The sequence below is a fragment of the Prevotella multiformis DSM 16608 genome (assembly GCF_000191065.1).
GTDB lineage: Bacteria > Bacteroidota > Bacteroidia > Bacteroidales > Bacteroidaceae > Prevotella > Prevotella multiformis.
This window is the reverse complement of record NZ_GL872282.1, coordinates 441,923-463,541: the sequence shown is the minus strand read 5'-3', so window position 1 is coordinate 463,541 and position 21,619 is coordinate 441,923. Positions and strand designations below refer to the sequence as shown.

Genomic DNA, 21,619 nt, shown 5'->3' with positions numbered 1-21,619 from the left:
AGGAGATCTATCCATTCTATAAAGGAGATCTATCCATTCTATAAAGGAGATCTATCCATTCTATAAAACAGAACAGTATGGCACACCAGAAAAGATACCTGCTCGACGAGCAGGACATTCCCACACAGTGGTACAATATTCAGGCGGATATGCCGGTCAAACCGCTTCCTCCCCTCCATCCTGTCACCCACAAGCCCATGAAAGCCGAGGATCTTGCCGAGATCTTCAGCATGGAATGTTCCCGTCAGGAGCTTGACACGGAGCACGCATGGATTGACATTCCGGAAGAGGTGCTGGATATGTACCGGTATTACCGTTCGACACCGCTCGTCCGTGCCTACGCCCTGGAGAAAGCCCTTGACACGCCGGCCCACATCTACTTCAAGAACGAAAGCGTGAATCCGCTGGGCTCGCACAAGGTCAACTCTGCCCTCCCGCAGTGCTACTACTGCAAGCAGGAAGGCGTTACGAACGTCACCACGGAGACCGGTGCCGGCCAGTGGGGGGCCGCCCTGTCCTATGCCGCGAAGGTGTTCGGGCTGGAGGCGGCTGTCTACCAGGTGAAGATTTCCATGCAGCAGAAGCCTTACCGGTCGCTGATCATGCGTGCCTTCGGTGCGATGGTGGAAGGGTCGCCCTCCATGTCGACGCGTGCCGGCAAGGACATCGTCACCCGCGACCCCATGCATCCAGGCTCTCTGGGAACCGCCATCTCCGAGGCCATCGAGCTGGCCCGGACGACTCCCCGCTGCAAATACACCCTCGGTTCTGTCCTGAACCACGTAGCCCTGCACCAGACCATCATCGGTCTGGAGGCCGAGAAGCAGATGACGATGGCCGGCGAATATCCCGACAAGGTGATTGCCTGCTTCGGCGGCGGAAGCAACTTCGGCGGCATCGCTTTCCCTTTCATGCGGCACAGTCTCCTTGACGGAAGACATACGGAGTTCATTGCGGCAGAGCCCGACAGCTGTCCGAAGCTGACGCGCGGCAGGTTCGAATACGACTTCGGCGATGAGGCGGGTTATACGCCGCTGCTGCCGATGTACACCCTCGGCCACGACTTCAAACCGGCGAACATCCATGCCGGCGGGCTGCGCTACCACGGTGCCGGTGTCATTGTGAGCCAGCTCATCAAGGACGGCTATATGCACGGCATGGACATCCCGCAGCTGGAGAGCTTCGAGGCCGGCATCCTCTTCTCCCGCACCGAGGGCATCATCCCCGCTCCCGAGAGCTGCCATGCCATCGCCGCCACCATCCGCGAGGCGAAGAAAGCAAAGGAGAGCGGCCGGCAGGAGGTTCTTCTCTTCTGCCTTTCCGGGCACGGACTGATCGACATGACCGCCTACGATTCGTACATCAACGGTGACCTGCAGAACTATACCCTGTCGGACGAAGACATCGTCCGGAATCTCCGGACTGTGCCGAAAGTGTAGCACACCCCGCAGAATCTGCCAGGCAGAACCTGACAGTCAGCCCAAAGACAGAAGCCCCCCGCCTTTCCGCAGCACACAGCTATACGGAGAGGCGGGGGGCTTCTGTTTCTTATGCGGCCTTCTCTCTCTTGTCCGGCCGGGTGGCCAGGATGAAAAAGAGAATCAATGCGGCGTATGCCACGAGCGAAAGCAGCTCGGAGAGGTGGTTTTCCCACCAGGCGGAATAATCACACTCGATGCCGCCGAACTTCAGCAGCGCAGAGACGACACCCATCAGCGCACCGCCGGCAATGAAGCCCGAGGCCAGCAGCGTACCCTTGTCGCCGCGCGCCTTGTTGATGGCCTCGTCCTTGGAGCGGGTGGTCACGTACCAGTTCACCGCACCGCCTACCAGCAGCGGAATGTTCAGTTCCAGCGGAATGAACATACCCAGGGAAAACGCCAGGGCCGGCACTTTGCAGCGGTCGAGCACGAGGGCGATGACAGCGCCGATGCCGTAGAGCACCCACGGCGCGCCCTGTCCGCTCATCAGCGGCTTGATGACTGCCGCCATCGCATTGGCCTGCGGAGCGGCGAGCTTGCCCGAGTTGAAGCCGTAGGTCTTGTCGAGGACAATCATCACGCCGGCGACCGTCGCTGCAGAGATGACCGTGCCGAGGAACTTCCAGGTCTCCTGCTTCTTCGGTGTCGTCCCGAGCCAGTAGCCGATCTTCAGGTCGGTGATGAACGAGCCTGCCATCGACAGTGCCGTGCAGACCACGCCGCCCATCAGCAGGGCCGCCAGCATTCCGGCGTTGCCTTTCAGTCCTACGGCCACCATGACGACGGAAGCAAGAATCAGCGTCATGAGCGTCATGCCCGATACCGGGTTGCTGCCCACGATGGCAATGGCGTTGGCGGCCACCGTAGTGAAGAGGAAGGCGATGACGGCCACAAGGAGAATGCCCACGACGGCATGGAGGAGATTGAAGTCCATCACGCCCAGATAGAAGAAGAGGAAGGTCACGATAAGCGTGGCGATGCTCCCGAAGGCGATGATCTTGAACGAGATGTCGCGCTGCGTGCGGATGACTTCGTCCTGTCCGCTGCCTTTCCCTTTCATCTCACGGGCCGCCAGTCCGACGGCGCCCTTGATGATGCCCCACGACTTCACGATGCCGATGATGCCCGACATGGCGATGCCGCCGATGCCGATGGAGCGTGCATAGGCCTTGAAGATGGCTTCCGGCGCCATCTGTCCGACGGCTGTCGTGACGGACGGATCCCACTGGTTCAGTACGGTGTCGGGGAAGACGAGAGCCATGCCCGGCACGATGAGCCACCAGACGGTAAGCGAACCCATGCAGATGATGAAGGCGTATTTCAGCCCGATGATGTAACCCAGTCCGAGGACGGCGGCACCTGTATTCACCTTGAAGACGAGCTTCGCCTTGTCGGCAACCGTTTCGCCGAAGCCGATCATGCGGCTGGTCACGTTCTCGTTCCACCAGCCGAAGGTCGCCACGGCGAAGTCGTAGAGACCGCCCACCAGGCCCGCCATGAGCAGCGGCTTCGCCTGGCTTCCGCCCCTCTCGCCGCTCACGAGCACCTGTGTCGTTGCCGTGGCCTCGGGGAAAGGATATCTGCCGTGCTGGTCCTTGACGAAGTATTTGCGGAAAGGAATCAGAAAGAGAATGCCCAGCACACCGCCCAGTGCGGCGGCAATGAAAATCTTGAAGAAGTCGGCCTGCAGGTCGAGCATATAGATGGCCGGCATGACGAAGATGCCGCCTGCCACGACGGCACCCGAGCAGGCACCGATGCTCTGGATGATGACGTTCTCGCCCAATGCGTTCTTCCGCTTCGTGGCGGACGACAGGCCGATGGCGATGATGGCGATCGGTATGGCAGCCTCAAACACCTGCCCCACCTTCAGTCCGAGGTAGGCGGCGGCTGCCGAGAAGAGCACGGCCATGAGGATTCCCCACGTGACCGACCACGGACTCACCTCCCGGTAGGTCTTCTGCGGCGACATGACCGGTTCGTATGTCTCGCCGTCTTTCAGCTCCCTGAAGGCGTTTTCAGGCAGTTCAATGTTCTGGTTCGCTTTATTTTCCATTGTCTGAATAGTATTATTTGCTTGCAAAGATAAATAAAATTCGTTTATCCTGTATCAGTTCACAGCAAAATATTACCTTTGTCAGCATGAAAGAAATCAAACCCATTGCCTTTTTCCGCTCTCCGCTGACCTCGAAGTTCGGCATCCCACGGCAGAGCGGACTGGCCGGCAGCCTTGTCGGCAGGATAGTCTTTGAACCTCCCTACCGGCGTGAAGAGGCACTGCGCGGGCTGGAAGGCTTCGATTATCTCTGGCTGGTCTGGGGCTTCTCGGCCAACCGATCCTCCGATGGCGTGCAGCTCACGGTACGTCCTCCCCGTCTGGGCGGCAATGTGCGGCTGGGCGTGTTTGCCACACGGTCGCCTTTCCGCCCGAACGGGCTCGGCCTGTCGTCTGTCCGCATCCGGCGGATCATGGACGGAGAGATAGAGGTCGCCGGTGCCGACCTGATGGACGGGACACCCGTCTACGATGTGAAGCCTTACATCCCTTACGTTGACAGCCATCCGGAAGCCAAAGGCGGTTTTACGGACAAGAAGGCATGGCAGCTCCTGTCTGTGACTGTTCCCGATGAGATGGCAAGGCTGTTCGGTGCGGAGGAGCTTGCAGCCCTGAAAGAGGTGCTTGCCCAGGACCCGCGGCCGCAGTACCAGCACGATGCCGGCCGTATCTATGGCATGCCGTTCGGCGGCAAAGAGGTGCGGTTCAGGGTGGAGGACGGCGTGCTGGAGGTTGTCGGGGTAAGATGAGGCCGGGAGGGTGAAGAGAGGTGAGGCGTACCTTCTGTGTGTCAGCCGTCCGCTCTCGCTTTTCAGAGTCCTGTCAGGTTTCCTCTCCGCTCCCGGGGACAGGTTGTCAGCGTGTTTGCCTTCCGCACATTGGGTGTTTACCCTCCGCACGCCTGGTGCTCAGCCTCGACACACCTGGTGCGGAGCATCGGCACATCGACAGGAGACGGTCCGGCGGGTTTATTGATACGATGCCTGGCCATCAGCCTGTCTTTCCGTCTTCTACAAACAACTTATTCCCATATCATCGGTGTTTGTAAACTGTTTTCATGCAATCAAAGCCGACACGTGCTCTTCTGGCTTCTAAAAGATGCCTGATTGACCTGCAAGGGGTGCTCTCTTAGCATGTTACCAACGCCCTTTTGAAGTCCAATCAAGCACCTTTTACGAACGACTTGACAACCAATTGGTTTACTGCTGGTTACAAACCTGCTTTTTGTACGTATTCTTTTTATTTGCAGATGATCTGTTTGAAATTATGTAATGACTTTTCAAAATCTTATCTGTATTTCAGCGTATTAAGTTGAAAAGGCTTTTTTATCGGAGGAGGATAATAGAATAGACGAGGGTGTGTCAAAATGCAAATTAATAACCTGACAACTTTCAAACTATAAGCAGGTTTCCGGTTCTTCCGCTTTTCGGGTTGATAAGTTGCGGAAGGTCTTTGTATCGGCGGATGATAATAAAACTTTAGTAACAGACGGTCATGAACGAAAGGACATCCTTTTAGTGACTCATGATGTACCGGTAGACTGGATATCCGAATATCGGGGTCAGCAACGTCATGCAGACGAGGTAAAGTAATTTAATGACGAGACCATGCCCTCTGCATAAAATCGGCATGAGAACGAGTGCTATAATAAAAGATATGCCTTGTATCAGTTCCATAAATCTAATGTTTATTTTAATGCAAATATAAATGTTTATTAGGAACAACGCAAGTTCATCCTCGAAAATCTCCACCTCTATTGCCTTGAACAGTTCGAGGACAACTTCCGGTACCATAGTATTGTCGAGGGCTTTTATCGTTTCCTGTCACCATCTTGTAAAAGGAATGTTCTGTGTGGTGATGTTGGGACTAACAAATGTCAATGTCTTATATTGCTAAAGTTTCCACTTTTGCTATTCAGCTCTATTTCCACTTGCAAAGTTATTTAAACACTTTATCAGCAGGGTATTTCACATAGTATCAATGTATGTTGACGGCCGGTTCGCAGTCATTTTCCATAGGGGCTGGAGACAGTAACCTGGCAAGGGACATCATTTTCTCGGTTCTTCCGTTTTTCAGGTTGATAAGTGACCAATCTCCAGAATATCAGTACTACTCAATCTTACTTTCATTGCTTTGCTTTCTTTTGTTTGGGGTTCATACAATCGTTTTGTTACCCCGTCAATCATTTGTTCTGGCATAGACAAAAGCAGCTCTTGCATCATTTCACGCTCTTTCCTCAACATCTCCTCTGGTGTAGTTGGTGACATCTTGGGCATCACGTTACCAATGCAGTGTTAGAAGGAACAAACAACAGAATAAAGATCCTAAAGAGAAAAGGGTATGGAATAGGATAATGAATACTTCAATCCGCTGTTATTGGAATTAAAGGATGAGACCGTCGATGTAGGATGATCACCAACCTTATCAACCCGAAAAACGGAAGAACCAGGCTTTCCTAAAAGCAAAGAAAAGACCATTTCTTTACTCAGAATCGAGTACGGAAATGGTCATTTTTAATGAATTGTTTCAAACTGTAAGATTCTCGAAATGGTATTTGCATTTTGACACACCCTCATGTTTCTGTTTAATGAATAGTTTCGGTTCTTTCGTCAGGCTATACGAAAAGCGTCCGCGCATTTAACGGAAGAACCGGACCTCTGGCATAGAGGAAAACCGTGAGGGTAATATCCGGAGCAGGGACGACTTTCTCCCGTCTGTCTGCAAACGGTCTGTTTTACGGACAGGCGGGGGACAGCTGTCCCTGCTGTTTATCTGTCATGGGCATTTGGGGAATGCCGTCGTTCTTTACCTTGTTTCCAGAGCCGCCGGCTGTTCATCTCTCTGTCGGCTTCGCGGTCCTTGCTCCTTGTGGTCATGCTGTTCGTCCGTCTGTCGGACTTGTCTCCCTCTGTCAGCCGGTCCGGCAGCCGTCCTGCTCAACCCTTCTTCTTCCTGAACAGGCTGAATCCGTTCTTGCCGAGGAAGTTCCCTGACCGCCTGCCTCCGAAGGTCCGGTACAGTTTCCAGCCTAAGATCAGTCCGTCCAGGATGCCGGCACCCGTGCTGACGGCGCCGGAGAAGCGTTGCGTGGGGGTGTTCTTGGCTTTCGGCTTGTGTACAAGCTCGTTCCAGAGTCCGGCAATCCTCTTGCCGTCCTTGATGATGTCCGTACGCAGCTGTGCCTTGCGCAGCCGGATGTCGTTCAGTGTACGGTATTCGGAATCAGGGTGTGTATTCTGGTTGGTCATAAGCCTATTTTGACATGAAGAGACTCCCCAGGAACCTTACCAGAGGGCGTTCGACCAGTCTGTGCCGCAGTGTGACAAAGACAATGAGCATCAGCAGATAAAAGCCGCCGACAAGGAGAAAGGCCCCGATGAACGATCCCACCAGCGGCTGCAGGGCGTATGCAGCGGCGAAGGAGAGATAGATGAGCGAGATGAAGAGAATGATGCAGAAGACCGCCACTACGGTCAGTACCGTCAGCAGCCGGACCACTTTCTCTATTACATCGAGCTTCACGTACTCCGACTGAAGCCCGATGTAATGTTTCAGCACTTCGATGAGCTGTGCTATTGTCTCTACGTTTCTGTCGTTGGAGAACATCTCTGCGTGTTAGAGGGCTTCAGCAGCCGCATCCTTGATGTCTTCGACGAAATCGTCAGCTTCCTTGCGGCTGAGCTTGATGTCGTGCTTCTTGCAGAAGTCGTCTACTGCGTCAGCAATCTTTGTACGTGTGTCGGTTCCCTTTTCCGGAGCCAGCAGAAGTCCTAAAGCCGCTCCTGTGATGCTGCCACAGAGAAACGCGCCGATGTAACCTAATGTCTTCATAATCTATTGTTGTTTTTATTGTGAGTAATGTTTGTTCCTATTCAATCGCAAATATAGACAAACTTTCTTATACCGGCAATACAGACCGGCCTATTTTGTGTTAAAAAACTTGCAAATTCTTTATTTAACAAACTTTAGATGCGTTATTTTTTCACTTCTGCTTCTTATTTCGTAACTTCGCACGATAAAAGCAGAACAATAAGTATAACCAATAAATAACTAAAGGATTATGAAGAAATTTATGGTTTTGGGTGCTGCGATGTGTGTGGCGATGGCCTTCACGGGCTGCAAATCCAGCGAGAGCGCATACAAGAAGGCATACGAGAAGGCAAAGGCGCAGGATCATCAGGCGGCTGCCGACAATGACGACAATGCCGCCCAGCAGGAGACTCCCGTCGTAGCGCCGGTCGAGACACAGCCTGTCACCCAGACGCCTGTTGTCGACAACTACGACAACGAGCCGGTCCGCCGCGAGAATGTGTCGGTTGTCAATGGCGCAGGCCTGAAGGCTTACAGCGTTGTTGTCGGCTCGTTCAGCATAAAGGCCAATGCCGAGGGTCTGCAGCAGCGTCTCAGAAGTGCCGGATACGATGCACAGGTGGCCTACAATGCCGGCAACAATATGTATCGCGTGGTAGCTTCTACGTACGACAGCAAGGCCTCTGCCGTCCAGAGCCGGAACCAGCTCCGTGCCACTTATGCCGATGCGTGGCTGCTCTCCAGGTAAATGGGCAGAATCTTAGCAATCGATTACGGAAAGAAACGTACAGGATTAGCGGTCACCGACCCGTTGCGCATCATCGCCAACGGGCTGGCGACCGTTGCTACGTCCGGACTTTTCGATTTCCTCACGCAGTATATAGCGGAAGAGCCCGTGGATCGGCTCGTCATCGGGAGGCCTGTGCAGCCCAGCGGTGAGCCGAGCGAGAATCTCGTCCGCGTCGAGCAGTTTGTCAACCGCTGGCGCAAGGCGCATCCAGAGCTGCCCATTGACTATTATGACGAACGCTTCACGTCTGTCCTCGCCCATCAGGCCCTGATTGCCGGAGGAGTGAAGAAGAAGACGCGGCGGGAAAACAAAGGCCTCGTGGACGAGATTTCGGCGACGATCATCCTCCAGGATTACATGAAGGCCAAGGGAATCTGACGGATGACAGGCTGACGGCTGATGAAAGGTGCCGGCGGTCTGTCGCCGCCGCCGTCTCCTGCTCTCCCGCCTTTCCGCATTGCGCTTAACAAGAAAAAGAATCAATATGGTATTACCCATTTACACATACGGTCAGCCGGTGCTGCGGAAGGTCGCAGAGGACATTCCCCTCGACTATCCCGACCTCCCCGAGCTGATTCAGAATATGTTTGAGACCAACACCGCCAGCGATGGCGTCGGTCTGGCGGCCCCGCAGATCGGGAAGTCTGTCCGGGTCGTCGTGATCGACCTGGATGTCCTTTCTGATACTTTCCCGGAATACAAGGACTTCCGCCATGCTTTCATCAACGGACACATCCTCGAGCTCGACGACTCGGAGACGGAGACGATGGAGGAGGGCTGTCTCTCGCTGCCCGGCATCCACGAGTCGGTGACCCGGGCAAAACGCATCCACGTGAAGTATCTTGACGAGCACCTCAAGGAGCACGACGAGTGGGTGGACGGCTACCTTGCGCGTGTCATCCAGCATGAGTTCGACCATCTTGAAGGACGTGTCTTTACGGACCGCCTCTCCGCCTTCCGCAGGCAGATGATCAGCGGCAAGCTGAAGGCGCTTCTGCAGGGCAAGGTCCGCTGCGGCTATCGTGTGAAGGTCCCACGCAGGTAAATCCGATGATGGTGCGTGGTATCGTAGTAGCCTTGCTATGCCTGCTGGCAATGCCGTCGGCCGCCCAGTACAACATCCGGAAGATGATGGAGGAGGGGAGGCGGACGCTCGACCAAGGATATTATGTTACTTCCATGCAGCTCTTCTCCCGCATCGTCGCCCTGAAGCCCAATCTCTATGAGGCCTGGTACCTGATGGCGCTGGCGAAGTATCATCTTGAGGACTATAAAGGAGCAGACGGAGATTGTCGCCGTGCGCTGGCGCTGCAGCCTTATATCGCCGAAATCTATGATCTTTACGGCATGGTCAGTATCCGCGAGGGGCATTACGACAGTGCCGTTGTCGCCTACACCCATGCCCTGGACATCTGTTCCGACAACCGGGATTACTGGTTTAACCGTGCTTACAGCCTTTATCAGGCCGGTGACAGGCAGGCCGCTCTCCGCCAGCTGGATTATATTCTCCGCCGCTGGCGTTCCTTCGATACGGCGGCTCTGCTGCGTGCAGACATCCTCGCCGGCCGCAGGCCCAGGCCGCAGCCTGTCCGTCCGGGCGGACCGCCGCTGCCGGCATTGCCGGGATTGCAGACGGAAGGGGACGGCGGATCCGTCCTGATGAAAAACAGACCGCTTGTCCGGCTGCCGGTCCGACGGTGATGCTCCTGTTTAAATTAAGTAGGACAAATGTTGTTGGATTATAGAAGATTTTTTTGTAACTTTGCTCTCAGAAACGAATTAATAAAGAAAAGAAATTATGCTTACATTAAAGCTCATCAGCGAAGAGACCGAACGTGTCATCAAAGGACTGGAGAAGAAACACTTCAGCGGTGCGCGCGAGGCAGTTGAGAAAGTGTTGGAATATGACCGTCTGCGTCGTGAGACTCAGCAGAAGCTCGATACGAACAAGCAGAAGCAGAACCAGCTCTCCAGACAGATCGGCGGACTGATGAAAGAGGGGAAGAAGAACGAAGCTGACAGCATAAAGGAAGAGGTGGCAGAACTGAAGTCGGCCGACAAGGCGCTTCAGGAAATCATGGAGAAGGCACAGAAAGACATGACGGACGTGCTGCTGACCATTCCGAACATTCCCAACGACGACGTCCCGGAGGGCAAGGATGCCAGCGACAATGTCGTTGTGAAAGAGGGCGGGCAGAAGCCCGACCTGCCTGCGGATGCGCTGTGCCACTGGGATCTGCTGAAGAAGTTTAATCTGGTAGACTTCGACCTCGGCGTGAAGATCACCGGGGCGGGATTCCCGCTTTATATCGGCAAGATGGCACGTTTCCAGCGTGCCCTGGAGGCCTTCTTCCTCGATGAAGCGCGCAAGAGCGGCTATCTGGAGGTGCAGCCGCCATTGGTGGTGAACCAGGACTCAGGGCTTGGCACGGGTCAGCTGCCCGACAAGGAGGGGCAGATGTACCATGCCAATCTCGACGACCTATACCTTATCCCGACGGCTGAGGTGCCGGTGACCAATATCTTCCGTGATGAGATCCTCGATGAGCAGGATCTGCCTGTCAAGCGTTGCGCCTACTCCGCCTGTTTCCGTCGGGAGGCAGGGAGCTATGGCAAGGATGTACGCGGACTGAACCGTCTGCACCAGTTCGACAAGGTGGAGATCGTCCGCATCGACAAGCCGGAGCATTCTTACGCTTCCCTGGATGAGATGCTGGAGCACGTCGAAGGGCTGCTGAAGAAGCTGGAGCTGCCTTACCACATCCTGCGTCTCTGCGGCGGCGACATGAGCTTCACGTCTGCCATCTGCTATGACTTCGAGGTATGGAGTGCGGCACAGGAACGCTGGCTGGAAGTCTCCAGCGTGTCTAACTTCGAGAGCTATCAGGCCAACCGCCTGCACTGCCGCTACCGTCATGCCGACGACAAGAAGATAGAACTCTGCCATACGCTGAACGGCTCGGCGCTCGCCCTGCCGCGTATCGTGGCGGCCATCATCGAGAACAACCAGACTCCGGAGGGTGTCCGGGTGCCGAAGGTACTCGTGCCTTACTGCGGCTTCGAGATGCTGGATGAGAAGATGGACTGAGCCTCCTTCCCGCTCCCTCTCTGCATGGAGAGGGTGGCGGACGGGGGGCTTCCGCTCCTCTTATCCTCTCTCTTGCGTGCGGACGGGGGCTGCCTTTCTTCCCCTCCCCGTACGGACGACCTTCCCCGGCAGGGGATTCTCCTCTCTCCCAGAATCGATCAAAGAGACATACAAAAACCTATAATCACCTTTTAAAACAACCTCATCCGACAGATTTTTCCTCCGACAGTCATGCGGAGAGAGGCGGAAGATGAGATACTTTGTTACCCATGAACAAGATTATCCGCAAACAACAGTTTTCAGAGAAGGTGTTCTGCCTGGAGGTGGAAGCACCGCTTATCGCACGGAGTTGCCGTCCCGGCAATTTCATCATCGTGCGTGTTGACAACCGCAGCGAGCGTGTCCCTTACACGATCGCCAAGTCTGATCCCGTGAAAGGGACACTCACCATGGTCATACAGGAGGTGGGGAAATCCTCTACGAAGCTCTGCCGGCTGAATGTCGGTGATGAGCTGCACGACATTGTCGGACCGCTCGGCACGCCTTCCCGCATAGAGAACTACGGTACTGTCGTCTGTGCCGGAGGAGGAATCGGCATCGCAGCCATCCTCCCCATCCTCACCGCATTGAAGCAGGCAGGCAACAAGGTCATCTCTGTCCTTGCCGGACGGACCCGGGAACTGGTCATCATGGTGGATGACGTGAAGAAGTATTCTGATGAGGTCATCATCATGACCGATGACGGATCCTACGGCGAGAAGGGAGTCGTCACCGTGGGGGTCGAGAAAGTGATACAGCGGGAACACGTCGACAAGGTACTGGCAATCGGACCTCCTGTCATGATGAAGTTCACGTCTCTTCTGGCAAAGAAATACGGCATTCCCAACGACGTTTCGCTCAATACCATCATGGTGGACGGTACCGGGATGTGCGGCGCCTGCCGGCTGACCATCGGCGGCAAGACCCGCTTTGTCTGCATTGACGGACCGGAGTTCGACGGCGACCTCGTCGATTGGGACGAGATGTTCAAGCGGATGGGAACGTTCAAAGAGATCGAGACGGCTCCAGAACCTTCGGAAGGAAAGGAAAGTCTGGTCGGGGACGCTGCGGAGACAGGAGCTGACGGAAAGACGGTGAAAGGCGGAGTAGATGCAGGGAAAGCCGCTTCTGCTGCTTCCGTAGAGACAGGAAAGGCTGATGGTTCTGCCCGGGAAGGGGCTGCTGAAAATCACTCTTCCTCTCTTTCCGGGGTGTCGGAGGGGGATTGGCGCAAGGCACTGCGCAAGGCACTTAAGCCCAAGGAGCGTACCGCCATAGAGCGGGTGAAGATGCCGGAGCTTGATCCTGCCTACCGCGCCACGACCCGTCTGGAAGAGGTGAACATCGGTCTGACCCCTGAGATGGCCATGCAGGAGGCGAAACGCTGTCTCGACTGTCCGAAGCCGTCCTGCGTGGAGGGATGCCCTGTGAACATCCACATCCCCGACTTCATTAAGAACATCGAGCGGGGACATTTCCTGGAAGCCGCCAGAGTCCTCAAGGAGACATCGGCATTGCCGGCCGTATGCGGGCGGGTCTGTCCGCAGGAGAAGCAGTGCGAGAGCCGCTGCATCCACCTGAAGATGAACTCGCCGGCGGTCGCCATCGGCTATCTGGAACGCTTCGCTGCCGACTATGAACGGGAGAGCGGGCACGTGGCACTGCCTGACATCGCGCCCTCTAACGGAATCAAGGTGGCTGTCGTGGGTTCCGGTCCTGCCGGACTGAGTTTTGCCGGCGACATGGTGAAGCGGGGCTTTGAAGTCTATGTCTTCGAGGCATTGCACGAGATAGGCGGCGTGTTGAAATACGGAATCCCCGAGTTCCGTCTGCCGAACAGGATTGTCGATGTGGAGATAGAGAATCTCCGCCGCATGGGGGTTCACTTCCAGACCGACACCATCGTGGGCAAGACCATCAGCGTCGCCGATCTGAAAGAAAAGGGATTCAAGGGCATATTCGTCGGGTCGGGGGCAGGACTGCCCAACTTCATGGGGATTCCGGGAGAGAACGCCATCAACATCCTCTCAAGCAATGAGTATCTGACACGTATCAACCTCATGGATGCCGCCAATCCGGAGACCGACACGCCTATCATAATAGGCAGGAAGGTGCTTGTCATCGGCGGAGGCAACACGGCGATGGACTCCTGCCGCACCGCCAAGCGGCTGGGGGCTGATGTAACCCTTGTCTACCGACGTTCGGAAGCCGAGATGCCGGCACGGCTGGAAGAGGTGAAGCATGCGAAGGAAGAGGGCATCCATTTCCTCACACTGCATAATCCCAAGGAATACAAGGCCGACGAGAAAGGGCGTGTGTGTGCAGCGGTTCTGGATGTGATGAGGCTCGGAGAACCGGATGCAAGCGGACGTCGCCGTCCGGAGACGACGGGCGAGACCATCACTGTTGACTGCGACCAGGTGATCGTTGCCGTCGGTGTGTCGCCCAATCCGTTGGTTCCGAAATCAATCAAAGGACTGGAACTGGGTCGGAAAGACACCATCGTCGTCAACGAGCAGATGCAGAGTTCACAGCCGGAGATCTATGCCGGCGGCGACATTGTACGTGGCGGAGCCACGGTCATCCTCGCCATGGGCGACGGCAGAAGAGCCGCTGCGAACATGGCGGAAAGGCTGACAGCCGGCAGTTGATGGTTGTCGAGGACAGAATTAAAAAAGGCCGGACTGGTGTTCCCAGTCCGGCCTTTTTCTTGATGGAGTACAAGGGAGAACGGCGGCAGGCTGCCATTGAGGAACCCCGTATTGTAAAGGTGCGGATGCCCGGCGCAGCTGGTGTGTGCAGCCGGTACGATGCGTGACGGACACCCGCACATCGGCAGGAGCCGGGATGCCGGTTTCTTTCCTGTCACTATCCTATATCGGGATCTCTGCCGAACTCCCTTGCGGGAAACGCTCGGAAAGCGTAAGCCGGTGATGATCAAATGTACGGTCTTGATGCAAATAGCGTTCTGCAGAGGCCTCATATCAGAAAAAGAGGCGGTTGGGGAGCCTGTACGGAAGAACTTGCCGGACAGCAACCGGTTGTCCGTGAAAGCCGGCGGTCGGCACCGGCCTCTGATGCGCCGGACATGACGGAGAAAGCCTCTAAGTATGCAGCAAGAAACTTAAGCGATGACGCTTCCCTTCCGTGTACGGGTCAGGCCGGTTCGTACTCCGTAGGGTCGTTTACTCCGGCTTCCTGAAAGGCTTCCTTACGCTCCACGCACGTCCCGCATTTCCCGCAATGGAGGTCAGCCCCCTTATAGCAGCTCCAGGTCTTGGAGTAATCGATGTCCAAGGCTGTTCCACGGCGCACGATATCCGCCTTGGTGATATTCGTGTAGGGTGCTTCAATGCGCACGTTGACGAAAGTCCCCGCTGTCGCCGCGCCATCCATCGCCCGGATGAAATCCGGACGGCAGTCCGGATAGATGGTATGGTCTCCGCCGTGGTTGGCAATGTACACACGTTTCAGTCCGTGGCTCTCGGCAATGCCTGTGGCGATCGCCAGCATGATGCCGTTGCGGAAAGGGACGACCGTCGATTTCATGTTTTCTTCCGCATAGTGTCCCTCCGGAATGGCTTCCGCACCGTCGAGGAGTGAGCTTTTGAAATACCGGTGCATGAACGACAGCGGAATGGTGATATGGGGAATGCCCAGTTTCGTGCAGTGATATTCCGCAAAGGGCAGCTCCCTGGCACCGTGATTCTGTCCGTAGTCGAACGAAATGGCCAGTGCGATCTCTTCCGCCTTGTCGTACAGCAATGTGACGGAATCCAGTCCGCCGCTGACAATGATAACCGAATCTTTCATTTTTGATCTGTTTTTTCCTGCAAATTTACCAAAACATGAGGTTTCCGCCAAATGTATCGGCGGGAAAAATCAGGGTGCATTTGGATCCCCCGGACAGGCGGGTGTACCTCGATTAAAAGTATTTATTGATCTGCATGAAAAAACTATACATTCCTGACAATAAAAGCACCCGCATTCTATCGCAGCGATATGCACCGGAGAAGTCGGGGAAGCCGCTTCCATTTCAGCCTGCCGCTGCCAGCCTTCCAAGTAACGCCTTTCAACGGTTCAAGTAGTGCTTGTTTGGAGCCCAACTGACGCTTGCTTGCAACGTTATCAGGCCTTGTTTCCTCGGTGTTTCCTATGTTCCTGTTTATGAACTGGTTATGAAAGATCCGACTTCCAGTGGATTTCGTTTTCTTCAGTTCTGTCTTCTGTTGACGGCTTTTGCTGGTTTCATCTTTCCGCTGTTCTGCATGATGGTAAATTTAACGGACAGAACGGACGCCTATCTCTTTCTTCATTCGACATGGATTGCGTTGGCACAGGACACGGGAGGGAGCGTCGCATACTCCTTCGTTCGGCTCTTCTTTGCGGCCGGGCGGCAGATGAGCGGCCGGCCATCCCCTGGCGGCAATCTGTCCGGGAGGCATCTGCCTGCTGAAATTCATGCGGGAAATCCCCGGAAGATACAACCTCCTCTGTACAAGTACTTTGAGCAGAGGAAAGACAAGGCTTGGAAACTTTGGAAGAATAATTTGCGAGTGTCACGATTTTATAGTAACTTTGCGTGCGAATATAAAGCTGAAGAAGTTGATAGAAAAGCATATAGTTCTTGAGGATATAGACCCGGTCGTCTTCTATGGAGTCGGCAACGGCCATCTTCAGATGATCAAGTCGCTCTTCCCCAAGCTGCGGATTGTCGCGCGCGACAATGTCGTCCGGATCTTGGGCGACGAAGAGGAGATGGCCAAGATAGAGGAGGACATCGAGACCATGCGCAGCCATGTGGAGCGGTATAACACCCTGACGGAAGAGGATATCCTTGATATTGTGAAAGGTCGGAAGACCAAGGCCGATGCGGTCAAGGACGTCCTTGTCTATTCTGTGACGGGTAGACCCATCAAGGGACGGTCGGAGAACCAGCAGCGGCTCATCGACGCCTTCGAGAAGAACGACATGATTTTCGCCGTCGGCCCTGCCGGAACGGGAAAGACTTACCTCAGCATCGCCCTGGCGGTGAAGGCGCTCAAGGAGAAGGCCGCCAAGAAGATCATCCTCTCGCGCCCGGCCGTAGAGGCCGGTGAGAAGCTCGGCTTCCTGCCGGGCGACATGAAGGACAAGATCGACCCTTATCTGCAGCCGCTCTACGATGCGCTGGAGGACATGATCCCCGCCGTCAAGCTGCAGGACATGATGGACAAGCACGTCATCCAGATCGCTCCCCTGGCTTTCATGCGCGGCCGGACGCTGAGCGATGCGGTCGTCATCCTCGATGAAGCGCAGAACACGACACCGGCGCAGATCCGGATGTTCCTCACTCGTATGGGCTGGAACACGAAGATGATCATCACGGGCGACCTGACCCAGATCGACCTTCCCCATGCGGAGAACAGCGGACTGAAAGAGGCGCTTGCCATTCTGAGAGACGTGGAGGGCATCTCGGTGATACGGCTCGACAAGAAGGACATTGTGAGGCACAAGTTGGTTACGCGTATCGTGAAAGCCTACGAGGCTCACGATAAGGCGGACAAGAGATAGGACTCTATAAACATAGAAGAAAATGAAAGCATTGACAAAGACTGATTTCCATTTTGATGGACAGAAGAGTGTGTATCACGGCAAAGTACGTGATGTGTACGACATCGACGACGACCTCATCGTCATGGTAGCTACCGACCGGATCTCGGCATTCGATGTGGTACTGCCGAAGGGCATACCGTTCAAGGGTCAGGTGCTGAATCAGATTGCAGCCAAGTTCCTCGACCAGACGGCCGACATCTGTCCCAACTGGAAGCTGGCTACGCCGGATCCCATGGTGACGGTCGGCCTGAAGTGTGAAGGCTTTCGTGTGGAAATGATCATCCGTTCCATCCTCACGGGTTCTGCATGGCGTGCTTACAAGGAAGGCTGCCGCGAGCTCTGCGGTGTGAGACTTCCCGACGGAATGCGTGAGAACGAGCGTTTCCCGGAACCGATAGTCACCCCGACGACCAAGGCGGACGAGGGGCACGACCTGAACATCTCCAAGGAAGAAATCATCCGGCAGGGTATCGTGTCGGCCGAAGATTATGCTGTCATCGAAGACTGGACACGCCGGCTCTTCGCACGGGGGCAGGAGATCGCGGCCCGGCAGGGACTGATTCTGGTCGATACGAAGTACGAATTCGGCAAGCGGGACGGCAAGTGCTATCTCATTGATGAAATCCATACGCCCGATTCAAGCCGTTACTTCTATGCGGACGGCTATGAAGAGAAGCTCGCCAAGGGCGAGCCGCAGCGGCAGCTCTCAAAGGAGTTCGTGCGCCAGTGGCTCATCGAGCACGATTTCATGAACGAGCCAGGGCAGACCATGCCGGAGATTACGGACGAATATGCCGCAAGTGTCAGCGACCGTTACATCGAACTTTACGAGCACATCACCGGCGAGAAGTTCGACAAGGCGGCAGAGGAAGGCGACATCGCCGCTCGTATCGAGAAGAACGTGAAGCGGTACCTCGCTTCAAGAAAGTAGGTCTTCAAGGAGCTGATGGAGTCAGGACGGTGCAGGAGAACCGGGGCCGGGGGCTGCATGCAGTTGCCGCCCGTGCCGGATGGACAGCCTGTCTCAAAGGTCCGTTTGCCTTGACTCCACTGGCTCCTGGACCTGTCCTTTTCGAGCGGGTATCTGGCTCCGCTCCTTTACTTCTGTAACGCTCTTCCCTCCGCAGCCTCCCCTGGATTCTTTCACTCCCCCAGCTTCAGAACACCTCTCTTAATATAGAATATGTACGATCAGGAGAAGATAAAACCCTATGACGGTGAAGGCGAAAAAGGCAAGCTCATCGCCGAGATGTTCGACAAAATCGCCCCTACTTACGATACGCTGAATCACCGGCTCTCATGGGATATCGACAAAGGATGGCGCAGGAAAGCCATCCGCCAGCTGCTGCCTTTCCGTCCGGAACAGATGCTCGACATCGCTACGGGAACCGGCGACTTCGCCATTCTCGCCGCCAGGGAGCTGAAGCCCAGACAGCTGGTCGGTGCGGATATATCCGAAGGCATGATGGCCATCGGCCGCAGGAAGGTAAAGGCTGCGGGGCTGGACGGGGTGATTTCCTTCCAGCGGGAGGACTGTCTCAGTCTCTCTTTCCCTGAAGGAACGTTCGATGCGGTCACGGCGGCATTCGGCATCCGCAACTTCCAGAACCTCGACAAAGGGCTCTCCGAAATCTGCCGCGTGCTGAAGAAAGGCGGACATCTGAGCATCGTGGAACTGACGACACCTGTCAGTTTCCCGATGAAACAGCTTTTCCACATTTATTCCCATACGATACTGGTCAACTACGCCCGGCTGATTTCCAAAGACAGGAGCGCGTATGAATACCTCACCAAGACGATCGAGGCCTTCCCGCAGGGCGAGCGGATGATGGGGATTTTCCGCAAGGCCGGCTTCTCCCGCAGCTCCTTCCACCGGCTGACATTCGGTATCTGTACGATGTATCTCGCTGAGAAATAACCCTTCCGGAAGGCTGCTCCGCGGCGGGAAGAGGGTCTGCGGGTGAGGCGGAGACAGTCATCCTATTTTGCAGAAGAAACATAGAACAAGGTTAAGACATGGACAAGTACGGACTTATTGGTTACCCTTTGGGGCACTCCTTCTCGATCGGCTATTTCAACGAGAAGTTCCACAATGAGCACATCAATGCTGTGTACATCAATTTCGAGATTCCTTCGATAGATGGTTTCATCGAGGTAATCGACTCCAACCCGGAACTGTGCGGGCTGAACGTTACCATCCCCTACAAGGAACAGGTGATGGATTATCTGGACAGCCTGAGCCCGGAAGCCGAGGCCATCGGGGCCGTGAATGTGATCCGCGTCACGCACAAAGGCAGCAAGACGCTGCTGAAAGGATTCAACAGCGACGTGATAGGCTTTACACGCAGCATAGAACCTCTGCTCGAACGGCACCATAAGAAAGCCTTGATCCTGGGCACCGGCGGTGCCTCCAAGGCCGTCAACTACGGTCTGAAGTCGCTCGGGCTGGAGACGATGTTCGTGTCGCGTACGAAGCGGGAGGGTGTCCTGACGTATGACGAGGTGACACCGGCACTCATCCGTGAGTACAATGTCGTAGTGAACTGTACGCCGCTGGGCATGTACCCGAATGCCGATGTCTGTCCGGCACTTCCTTATGAGGCGATGGACAGCCATACGCTCCTTTACGACCTGCTTTACAATCCGGACGAAACGCTCTTCATGGCGAAAGGCCGCGAGCGGGGGGCTGTCGTGAAGAACGGCCTCGAGATGCTTCTGCTCCAGGCCTTCGCAAGCTGGGAGTTCTGGAACGGGAAAGAACAGAAATAGCCCTGTGTCCGGTGTTGCCGGACTGTCGTTTCCTGATGATGCGGTTCATTCAGCATTCGGTCCGGAGCCGCCTCCGCCTCCGGTGTTCCCGTCCTGCCGCGGGATGCGGATTCTTCCTCGCACAGGACGGATCAGCGGTCGGCCGTGCTGCCCAGAATCTCTTCCGGCCACTCTGCGAAGCAGGTTGCTCCATGCTCTGTCAGGAACTCCTTGTCACGGAATCCCCACAGCACGCTGATACAGGGAAGCCCGCTGTTCTTTGCCGTCATGATGTCCACATCGCTGTCGCCGATGTACACAGCCCCCTCTTTCGGTGCACCCAGCTGGCGGAGTGCCTCGAGCACCGTGTCGGGAGCCGGCTTCTTGCGGATCGTCTCCCGCTCGCCGATGGCCACCTCGATCGTGTCGGGGAAGAAATGGCGGGCCAGTTCCTGGGTGGCCGCATAGAACTTGTTGCTGACGATGGCCAGCTTCTTGCCGCGCCGTTTCAGTTCGTGCAGCAGTTCGGGAATACCGTCGTAAGGACGGGTCGTGTCAAGGCTGTGTACCATATAGTGTTCACGGAATCTGGCGTAGGTGGCCTCGAACCGGGGATTGTCCAGCCCGCCGGGAATGGCCCGTTGCATGAGCAGCTTGACGCCGTTCCCCACGAACATACGCACCTCTTCCACGGTCCGTTCCGGCATCCCTGCCCATCGGAGCGCATAGTTCGTACTTGCCGCCAGATCGCCCAGCGTGCTCAGCAGCGTGCCGTCCAGGTCGAAAATGTATGTGTCAAAGTCTTTCATTATCCGTTTGTTTTCGCTGAGCAAAATTACGCAATAATACAGACAACAGACCATTTTTTCTCTTAAATTTCAAAAAAAGCAGCTATCAAAACATCCCAGCCCTGCTCGTTTCAACCAGTAATGTTGTAACTTTGCACCCTGGAAATCCATAACAACGAAGATGTCTAAGACGAATAAAAAGCGCAAGGGCGGATCAGCCCGATGGGTCGCGGCGGCCGTCTGTGCCGTACTGGCAGGTGCCGCCTACTTCCTTTTCTTCTCGGCGATGTCCCGTACCGGGAGGGAACAGTACGTCCTCATCGATGATGACGACAACATCGACTCGGTCTGTGCCAAGCTCCAGCCCCTCTCCACGCCGCAGGGGTACTGGGTGTTCAGGCAGCTGGCCGCCGTCATGGGCTATGCCGGAAACATCCGGACCGGCCGCTACTCCGTGGGTTCATCGGGGTCGCTCCAGACCTCCCGCCACATCATCAACGGACTTCAGGCACCCGTCAGGATAACCATCAGGTCCGTGCGGACGCTCGACGACCTTGCCGCAGATGTCAGTGAGAAGATGATGTTCAGCCGTGCCGAGCTTCTTTCCCGGCTGACCTCCCGGGAAACCTGCAGGAAATACGGATTCACGCCGGAGACGATTCCGGCAATGTTCATCCCGAATACCTATGACTTCTACTGGAACACATCGGCCGACAAGTTCCTCGACAAGATGAGCGAAGAGAACAGGAAGTTCTGGACTTTTGAACGGAAAGAGAAGGCAAAGAGAGCCGGCCTTACGCAGGCGGAGGTCATCACGCTGGCGAGCATCGTGGACGAAGAGACCGACAACGTGGCTGAAATGCCGAAGATAGCAGGCATGTACATCAACCGCCTGCACATCCGCATGCCTCTGCAGGCCGACCCTACGATAAAGTTCGCCACAAAGAATTTCACGGCCCACCGTATTTATCAGAAATGGCTGGCGGTGGACAGCCCTTACAACACCTACAAGTACCGCGGACTTCCTCCCGGGCCGATCCGCATCCCATCGGTGGCCGCCATCGATGCCGTGCTGGACTATGTGCATCACGACTATATCTATATGTGTGCGAAAGAAGACTTCAGCGGCACGCACAATTTCGCCAGGACCTACGAAGAGCATCAGGTGAATGCGGATAAATATGCCAGGGCGCTGAATGCGCACGGGATTAACTGACCGGTGGG

General features: G+C 55.5%; 21 protein-coding genes. 14 read left to right on the top strand and 7 right to left on the bottom strand.

Annotated features, from left to right (window positions below):
• Positions 1-77: 77 nt before the first annotated feature.
• Positions 78-1,439, top strand: coding sequence for a TrpB-like pyridoxal phosphate-dependent enzyme (locus tag HMPREF9141_RS01970; protein WP_007366741.1), 1,362 nt, complete (start codon positions 78-80; stop codon positions 1,437-1,439).
• Between the two features lie 109 nt (positions 1,440-1,548).
• Here the strand turns inward: HMPREF9141_RS01970 and HMPREF9141_RS01965 are convergent, their stop codons facing one another.
• Positions 1,549-3,537, bottom strand: a complete 1,989-nt coding sequence (locus HMPREF9141_RS01965; protein WP_007366740.1) for an OPT family oligopeptide transporter — start codon at positions 3,535-3,537, stop codon at positions 1,549-1,551.
• An 86-nt stretch (positions 3,538-3,623) separates the two neighbouring features.
• Here HMPREF9141_RS01965 and tsaA point away from each other — a divergent pair, with 86 nt between their 5' ends.
• Complete coding sequence (gene tsaA / locus HMPREF9141_RS01960; protein ID WP_040554140.1) at positions 3,624-4,286, top strand: tRNA (N6-threonylcarbamoyladenosine(37)-N6)-methyltransferase TrmO; 663 nt, start codon at positions 3,624-3,626, stop codon at positions 4,284-4,286.
• Positions 4,287-5,609: 1,323 nt separating this feature from the next.
• Here tsaA and HMPREF9141_RS01950 read toward each other — a convergent pair.
• Positions 5,610-5,804 carry a hypothetical protein gene (locus HMPREF9141_RS01950; protein ID WP_156792402.1) on the bottom strand — a complete coding sequence of 65 codons (195 nt, stop codon included), beginning with the start codon at positions 5,802-5,804 and terminating at the stop codon, positions 5,610-5,612.
• 24 nt (positions 5,805-5,828) lie between these two features.
• On the opposite strand from HMPREF9141_RS01950, the gene HMPREF9141_RS13985 reads away from it, so the two are divergent.
• Entirely contained in the window at positions 5,829-5,891 is a 63-nt protein-coding gene (locus HMPREF9141_RS13985) for a hypothetical protein (protein WP_211815392.1), read from the top strand.
• 582 nt (positions 5,892-6,473) lie between these two features.
• Here HMPREF9141_RS13985 and HMPREF9141_RS01945 read toward each other — a convergent pair.
• From HMPREF9141_RS01945 to HMPREF9141_RS01935, 3 genes are read right to left on the bottom strand one after another with little or no spacing between them, the layout of a single operon-like run.
• Complete coding sequence (locus HMPREF9141_RS01945; RefSeq protein ID WP_007366736.1) at positions 6,474-6,785, bottom strand: hypothetical protein; 312 nt, start codon at positions 6,783-6,785, stop codon at positions 6,474-6,476.
• Between the two features lie 4 nt (positions 6,786-6,789).
• Positions 6,790-7,143: a phage holin family protein gene (locus HMPREF9141_RS01940; protein WP_007366735.1), complete on the bottom strand. Its 354-nt coding sequence runs from the start codon at positions 7,141-7,143 to the stop codon at positions 6,790-6,792.
• Between the two features lie 9 nt (positions 7,144-7,152).
• A complete protein-coding gene (locus HMPREF9141_RS01935; protein WP_007366734.1) occupies positions 7,153-7,368 on the bottom strand; it encodes a YtxH domain-containing protein in 216 nt (71 codons plus the stop codon).
• A gap of 229 nt (positions 7,369-7,597) precedes the next feature.
• On the opposite strand from HMPREF9141_RS01935, the gene HMPREF9141_RS01930 reads away from it, so the two are divergent.
• The 6 genes from HMPREF9141_RS01930 (at position 7,598) to HMPREF9141_RS01905 (ending at position 13,915) form a co-directional block, all read left to right on the top strand.
• Positions 7,598-8,095 (top strand): SPOR domain-containing protein, encoded by a 498-nt coding sequence (locus tag HMPREF9141_RS01930; protein WP_007366733.1) that lies wholly within the window; start codon positions 7,598-7,600, stop codon positions 8,093-8,095.
• Positions 8,096-8,515 (top strand): Holliday junction resolvase RuvX, encoded by a 420-nt coding sequence (ruvX, locus tag HMPREF9141_RS01925; protein WP_007366732.1) that lies wholly within the window; start codon positions 8,096-8,098, stop codon positions 8,513-8,515.
• Positions 8,516-8,621: 106 nt separating this feature from the next.
• Positions 8,622-9,182 carry a peptide deformylase gene (def, locus tag HMPREF9141_RS01920; protein ID WP_007366731.1) on the top strand — a complete coding sequence of 187 codons (561 nt, stop codon included), beginning with the start codon at positions 8,622-8,624 and terminating at the stop codon, positions 9,180-9,182.
• Positions 9,183-9,190: 8 nt separating this feature from the next.
• Positions 9,191-9,838 (top strand): tetratricopeptide repeat protein, encoded by a 648-nt coding sequence (locus HMPREF9141_RS01915; protein WP_040554346.1) that lies wholly within the window; start codon positions 9,191-9,193, stop codon positions 9,836-9,838.
• Positions 9,839-9,935: 97 nt separating this feature from the next.
• Positions 9,936-11,225: a serine--tRNA ligase gene (serS, locus tag HMPREF9141_RS01910; protein WP_007366729.1), complete on the top strand. Its 1,290-nt coding sequence runs from the start codon at positions 9,936-9,938 to the stop codon at positions 11,223-11,225.
• A gap of 269 nt (positions 11,226-11,494) precedes the next feature.
• Entirely contained in the window at positions 11,495-13,915 is a 2,421-nt protein-coding gene (locus HMPREF9141_RS01905; RefSeq protein WP_007366728.1) for a bifunctional dihydroorotate dehydrogenase B NAD binding subunit/NADPH-dependent glutamate synthase, read from the top strand.
• Positions 13,916-14,420: 505 nt separating this feature from the next.
• Here the strand turns inward: HMPREF9141_RS01905 and queC are convergent.
• Positions 14,421-15,077, bottom strand: a complete 657-nt coding sequence (gene queC, locus HMPREF9141_RS01900; protein WP_007366725.1) for a 7-cyano-7-deazaguanine synthase QueC — start codon at positions 15,075-15,077, stop codon at positions 14,421-14,423.
• 792 nt (positions 15,078-15,869) lie between these two features.
• Here queC and HMPREF9141_RS01890 point away from each other — a divergent pair.
• From HMPREF9141_RS01890 to HMPREF9141_RS01875, 4 genes are all read left to right on the top strand, one after another.
• Positions 15,870-16,817: a PhoH family protein gene (locus HMPREF9141_RS01890; protein ID WP_040554138.1), complete on the top strand. Its 948-nt coding sequence runs from the start codon at positions 15,870-15,872 to the stop codon at positions 16,815-16,817.
• Positions 16,818-16,839: 22 nt separating this feature from the next.
• On the top strand, positions 16,840-17,790 hold the full coding sequence (locus HMPREF9141_RS01885; protein ID WP_007366722.1) for a phosphoribosylaminoimidazolesuccinocarboxamide synthase: 951 nt from the start codon (positions 16,840-16,842) through the stop codon (positions 17,788-17,790).
• 252 nt (positions 17,791-18,042) lie between these two features.
• Positions 18,043-18,777, top strand: a complete 735-nt coding sequence (ubiE, locus tag HMPREF9141_RS01880; protein ID WP_007366721.1) for a bifunctional demethylmenaquinone methyltransferase/2-methoxy-6-polyprenyl-1,4-benzoquinol methylase UbiE — start codon at positions 18,043-18,045, stop codon at positions 18,775-18,777.
• Between the two features lie 98 nt (positions 18,778-18,875).
• Complete coding sequence (locus HMPREF9141_RS01875) at positions 18,876-19,628, top strand: shikimate dehydrogenase family protein (protein WP_007366720.1); 753 nt, start codon at positions 18,876-18,878, stop codon at positions 19,626-19,628.
• A 131-nt stretch (positions 19,629-19,759) separates the two neighbouring features.
• On the opposite strand, the gene HMPREF9141_RS01870 is transcribed toward HMPREF9141_RS01875, so the two are convergent.
• Entirely contained in the window at positions 19,760-20,416 is a 657-nt protein-coding gene (locus HMPREF9141_RS01870) for an HAD family hydrolase (RefSeq protein ID WP_007366719.1), read from the bottom strand.
• A 160-nt stretch (positions 20,417-20,576) separates the two neighbouring features.
• Here HMPREF9141_RS01870 and mltG point away from each other — a divergent pair, with 160 nt between their 5' ends.
• Complete coding sequence (gene mltG / locus HMPREF9141_RS01865) at positions 20,577-21,611, top strand: endolytic transglycosylase MltG (RefSeq protein WP_007366718.1); 1,035 nt, start codon at positions 20,577-20,579, stop codon at positions 21,609-21,611.
• The last annotated feature ends 8 nt before the right edge of the window (positions 21,612-21,619 follow it).

Bases quoted from the DNA above. Each gene is read 5' to 3' on its own strand.
- HMPREF9141_RS01945 (WP_007366736.1), bottom strand. From the start codon at position 6,785: ATGACCAACCAGAATACACACCCTGATTCCGAATACCGTACACTGAAC.
- HMPREF9141_RS01970 (WP_007366741.1), top strand. From the start codon at position 78: ATGGCACACCAGAAAAGATACCTGCTCGACGAGCAGGACATTCCCACA.
- HMPREF9141_RS01875 (WP_007366720.1), top strand. From the start codon at position 18,876: ATGGACAAGTACGGACTTATTGGTTACCCTTTGGGGCACTCCTTCTCG.
- ubiE (WP_007366721.1), top strand. From the start codon at position 18,043: ATGTACGATCAGGAGAAGATAAAACCCTATGACGGTGAAGGCGAAAAA.
- HMPREF9141_RS01885 (WP_007366722.1), top strand. From the start codon at position 16,840: ATGAAAGCATTGACAAAGACTGATTTCCATTTTGATGGACAGAAGAGT.
- HMPREF9141_RS01935 (WP_007366734.1), bottom strand. From the start codon at position 7,368: ATGAAGACATTAGGTTACATCGGCGCGTTTCTCTGTGGCAGCATCACA.
- HMPREF9141_RS01950 (WP_156792402.1), bottom strand. From the start codon at position 5,804: ATGTCACCAACTACACCAGAGGAGATGTTGAGGAAAGAGCGTGAAATG.
- tsaA (WP_040554140.1), top strand. From the start codon at position 3,624: ATGAAAGAAATCAAACCCATTGCCTTTTTCCGCTCTCCGCTGACCTCG.
- queC (WP_007366725.1), bottom strand. From the start codon at position 15,077: ATGAAAGATTCGGTTATCATTGTCAGCGGCGGACTGGATTCCGTCACA.
- HMPREF9141_RS01915 (WP_040554346.1), top strand. From the start codon at position 9,191: ATGGTGCGTGGTATCGTAGTAGCCTTGCTATGCCTGCTGGCAATGCCG.
- HMPREF9141_RS01940 (WP_007366735.1), bottom strand. From the start codon at position 7,143: ATGTTCTCCAACGACAGAAACGTAGAGACAATAGCACAGCTCATCGAA.
- serS (WP_007366729.1), top strand. From the start codon at position 9,936: ATGCTTACATTAAAGCTCATCAGCGAAGAGACCGAACGTGTCATCAAA.
- HMPREF9141_RS01965 (WP_007366740.1), bottom strand. From the start codon at position 3,537: ATGGAAAATAAAGCGAACCAGAACATTGAACTGCCTGAAAACGCCTTC.
- def (WP_007366731.1), top strand. From the start codon at position 8,622: ATGGTATTACCCATTTACACATACGGTCAGCCGGTGCTGCGGAAGGTC.
- HMPREF9141_RS01870 (WP_007366719.1), bottom strand. From the start codon at position 20,416: ATGAAAGACTTTGACACATACATTTTCGACCTGGACGGCACGCTGCTG.
- HMPREF9141_RS01930 (WP_007366733.1), top strand. From the start codon at position 7,598: ATGAAGAAATTTATGGTTTTGGGTGCTGCGATGTGTGTGGCGATGGCC.
- ruvX (WP_007366732.1), top strand. From the start codon at position 8,096: ATGGGCAGAATCTTAGCAATCGATTACGGAAAGAAACGTACAGGATTA.
- mltG (WP_007366718.1), top strand. From the start codon at position 20,577: ATGTCTAAGACGAATAAAAAGCGCAAGGGCGGATCAGCCCGATGGGTC.
- HMPREF9141_RS01905 (WP_007366728.1), top strand. From the start codon at position 11,495: ATGAACAAGATTATCCGCAAACAACAGTTTTCAGAGAAGGTGTTCTGC.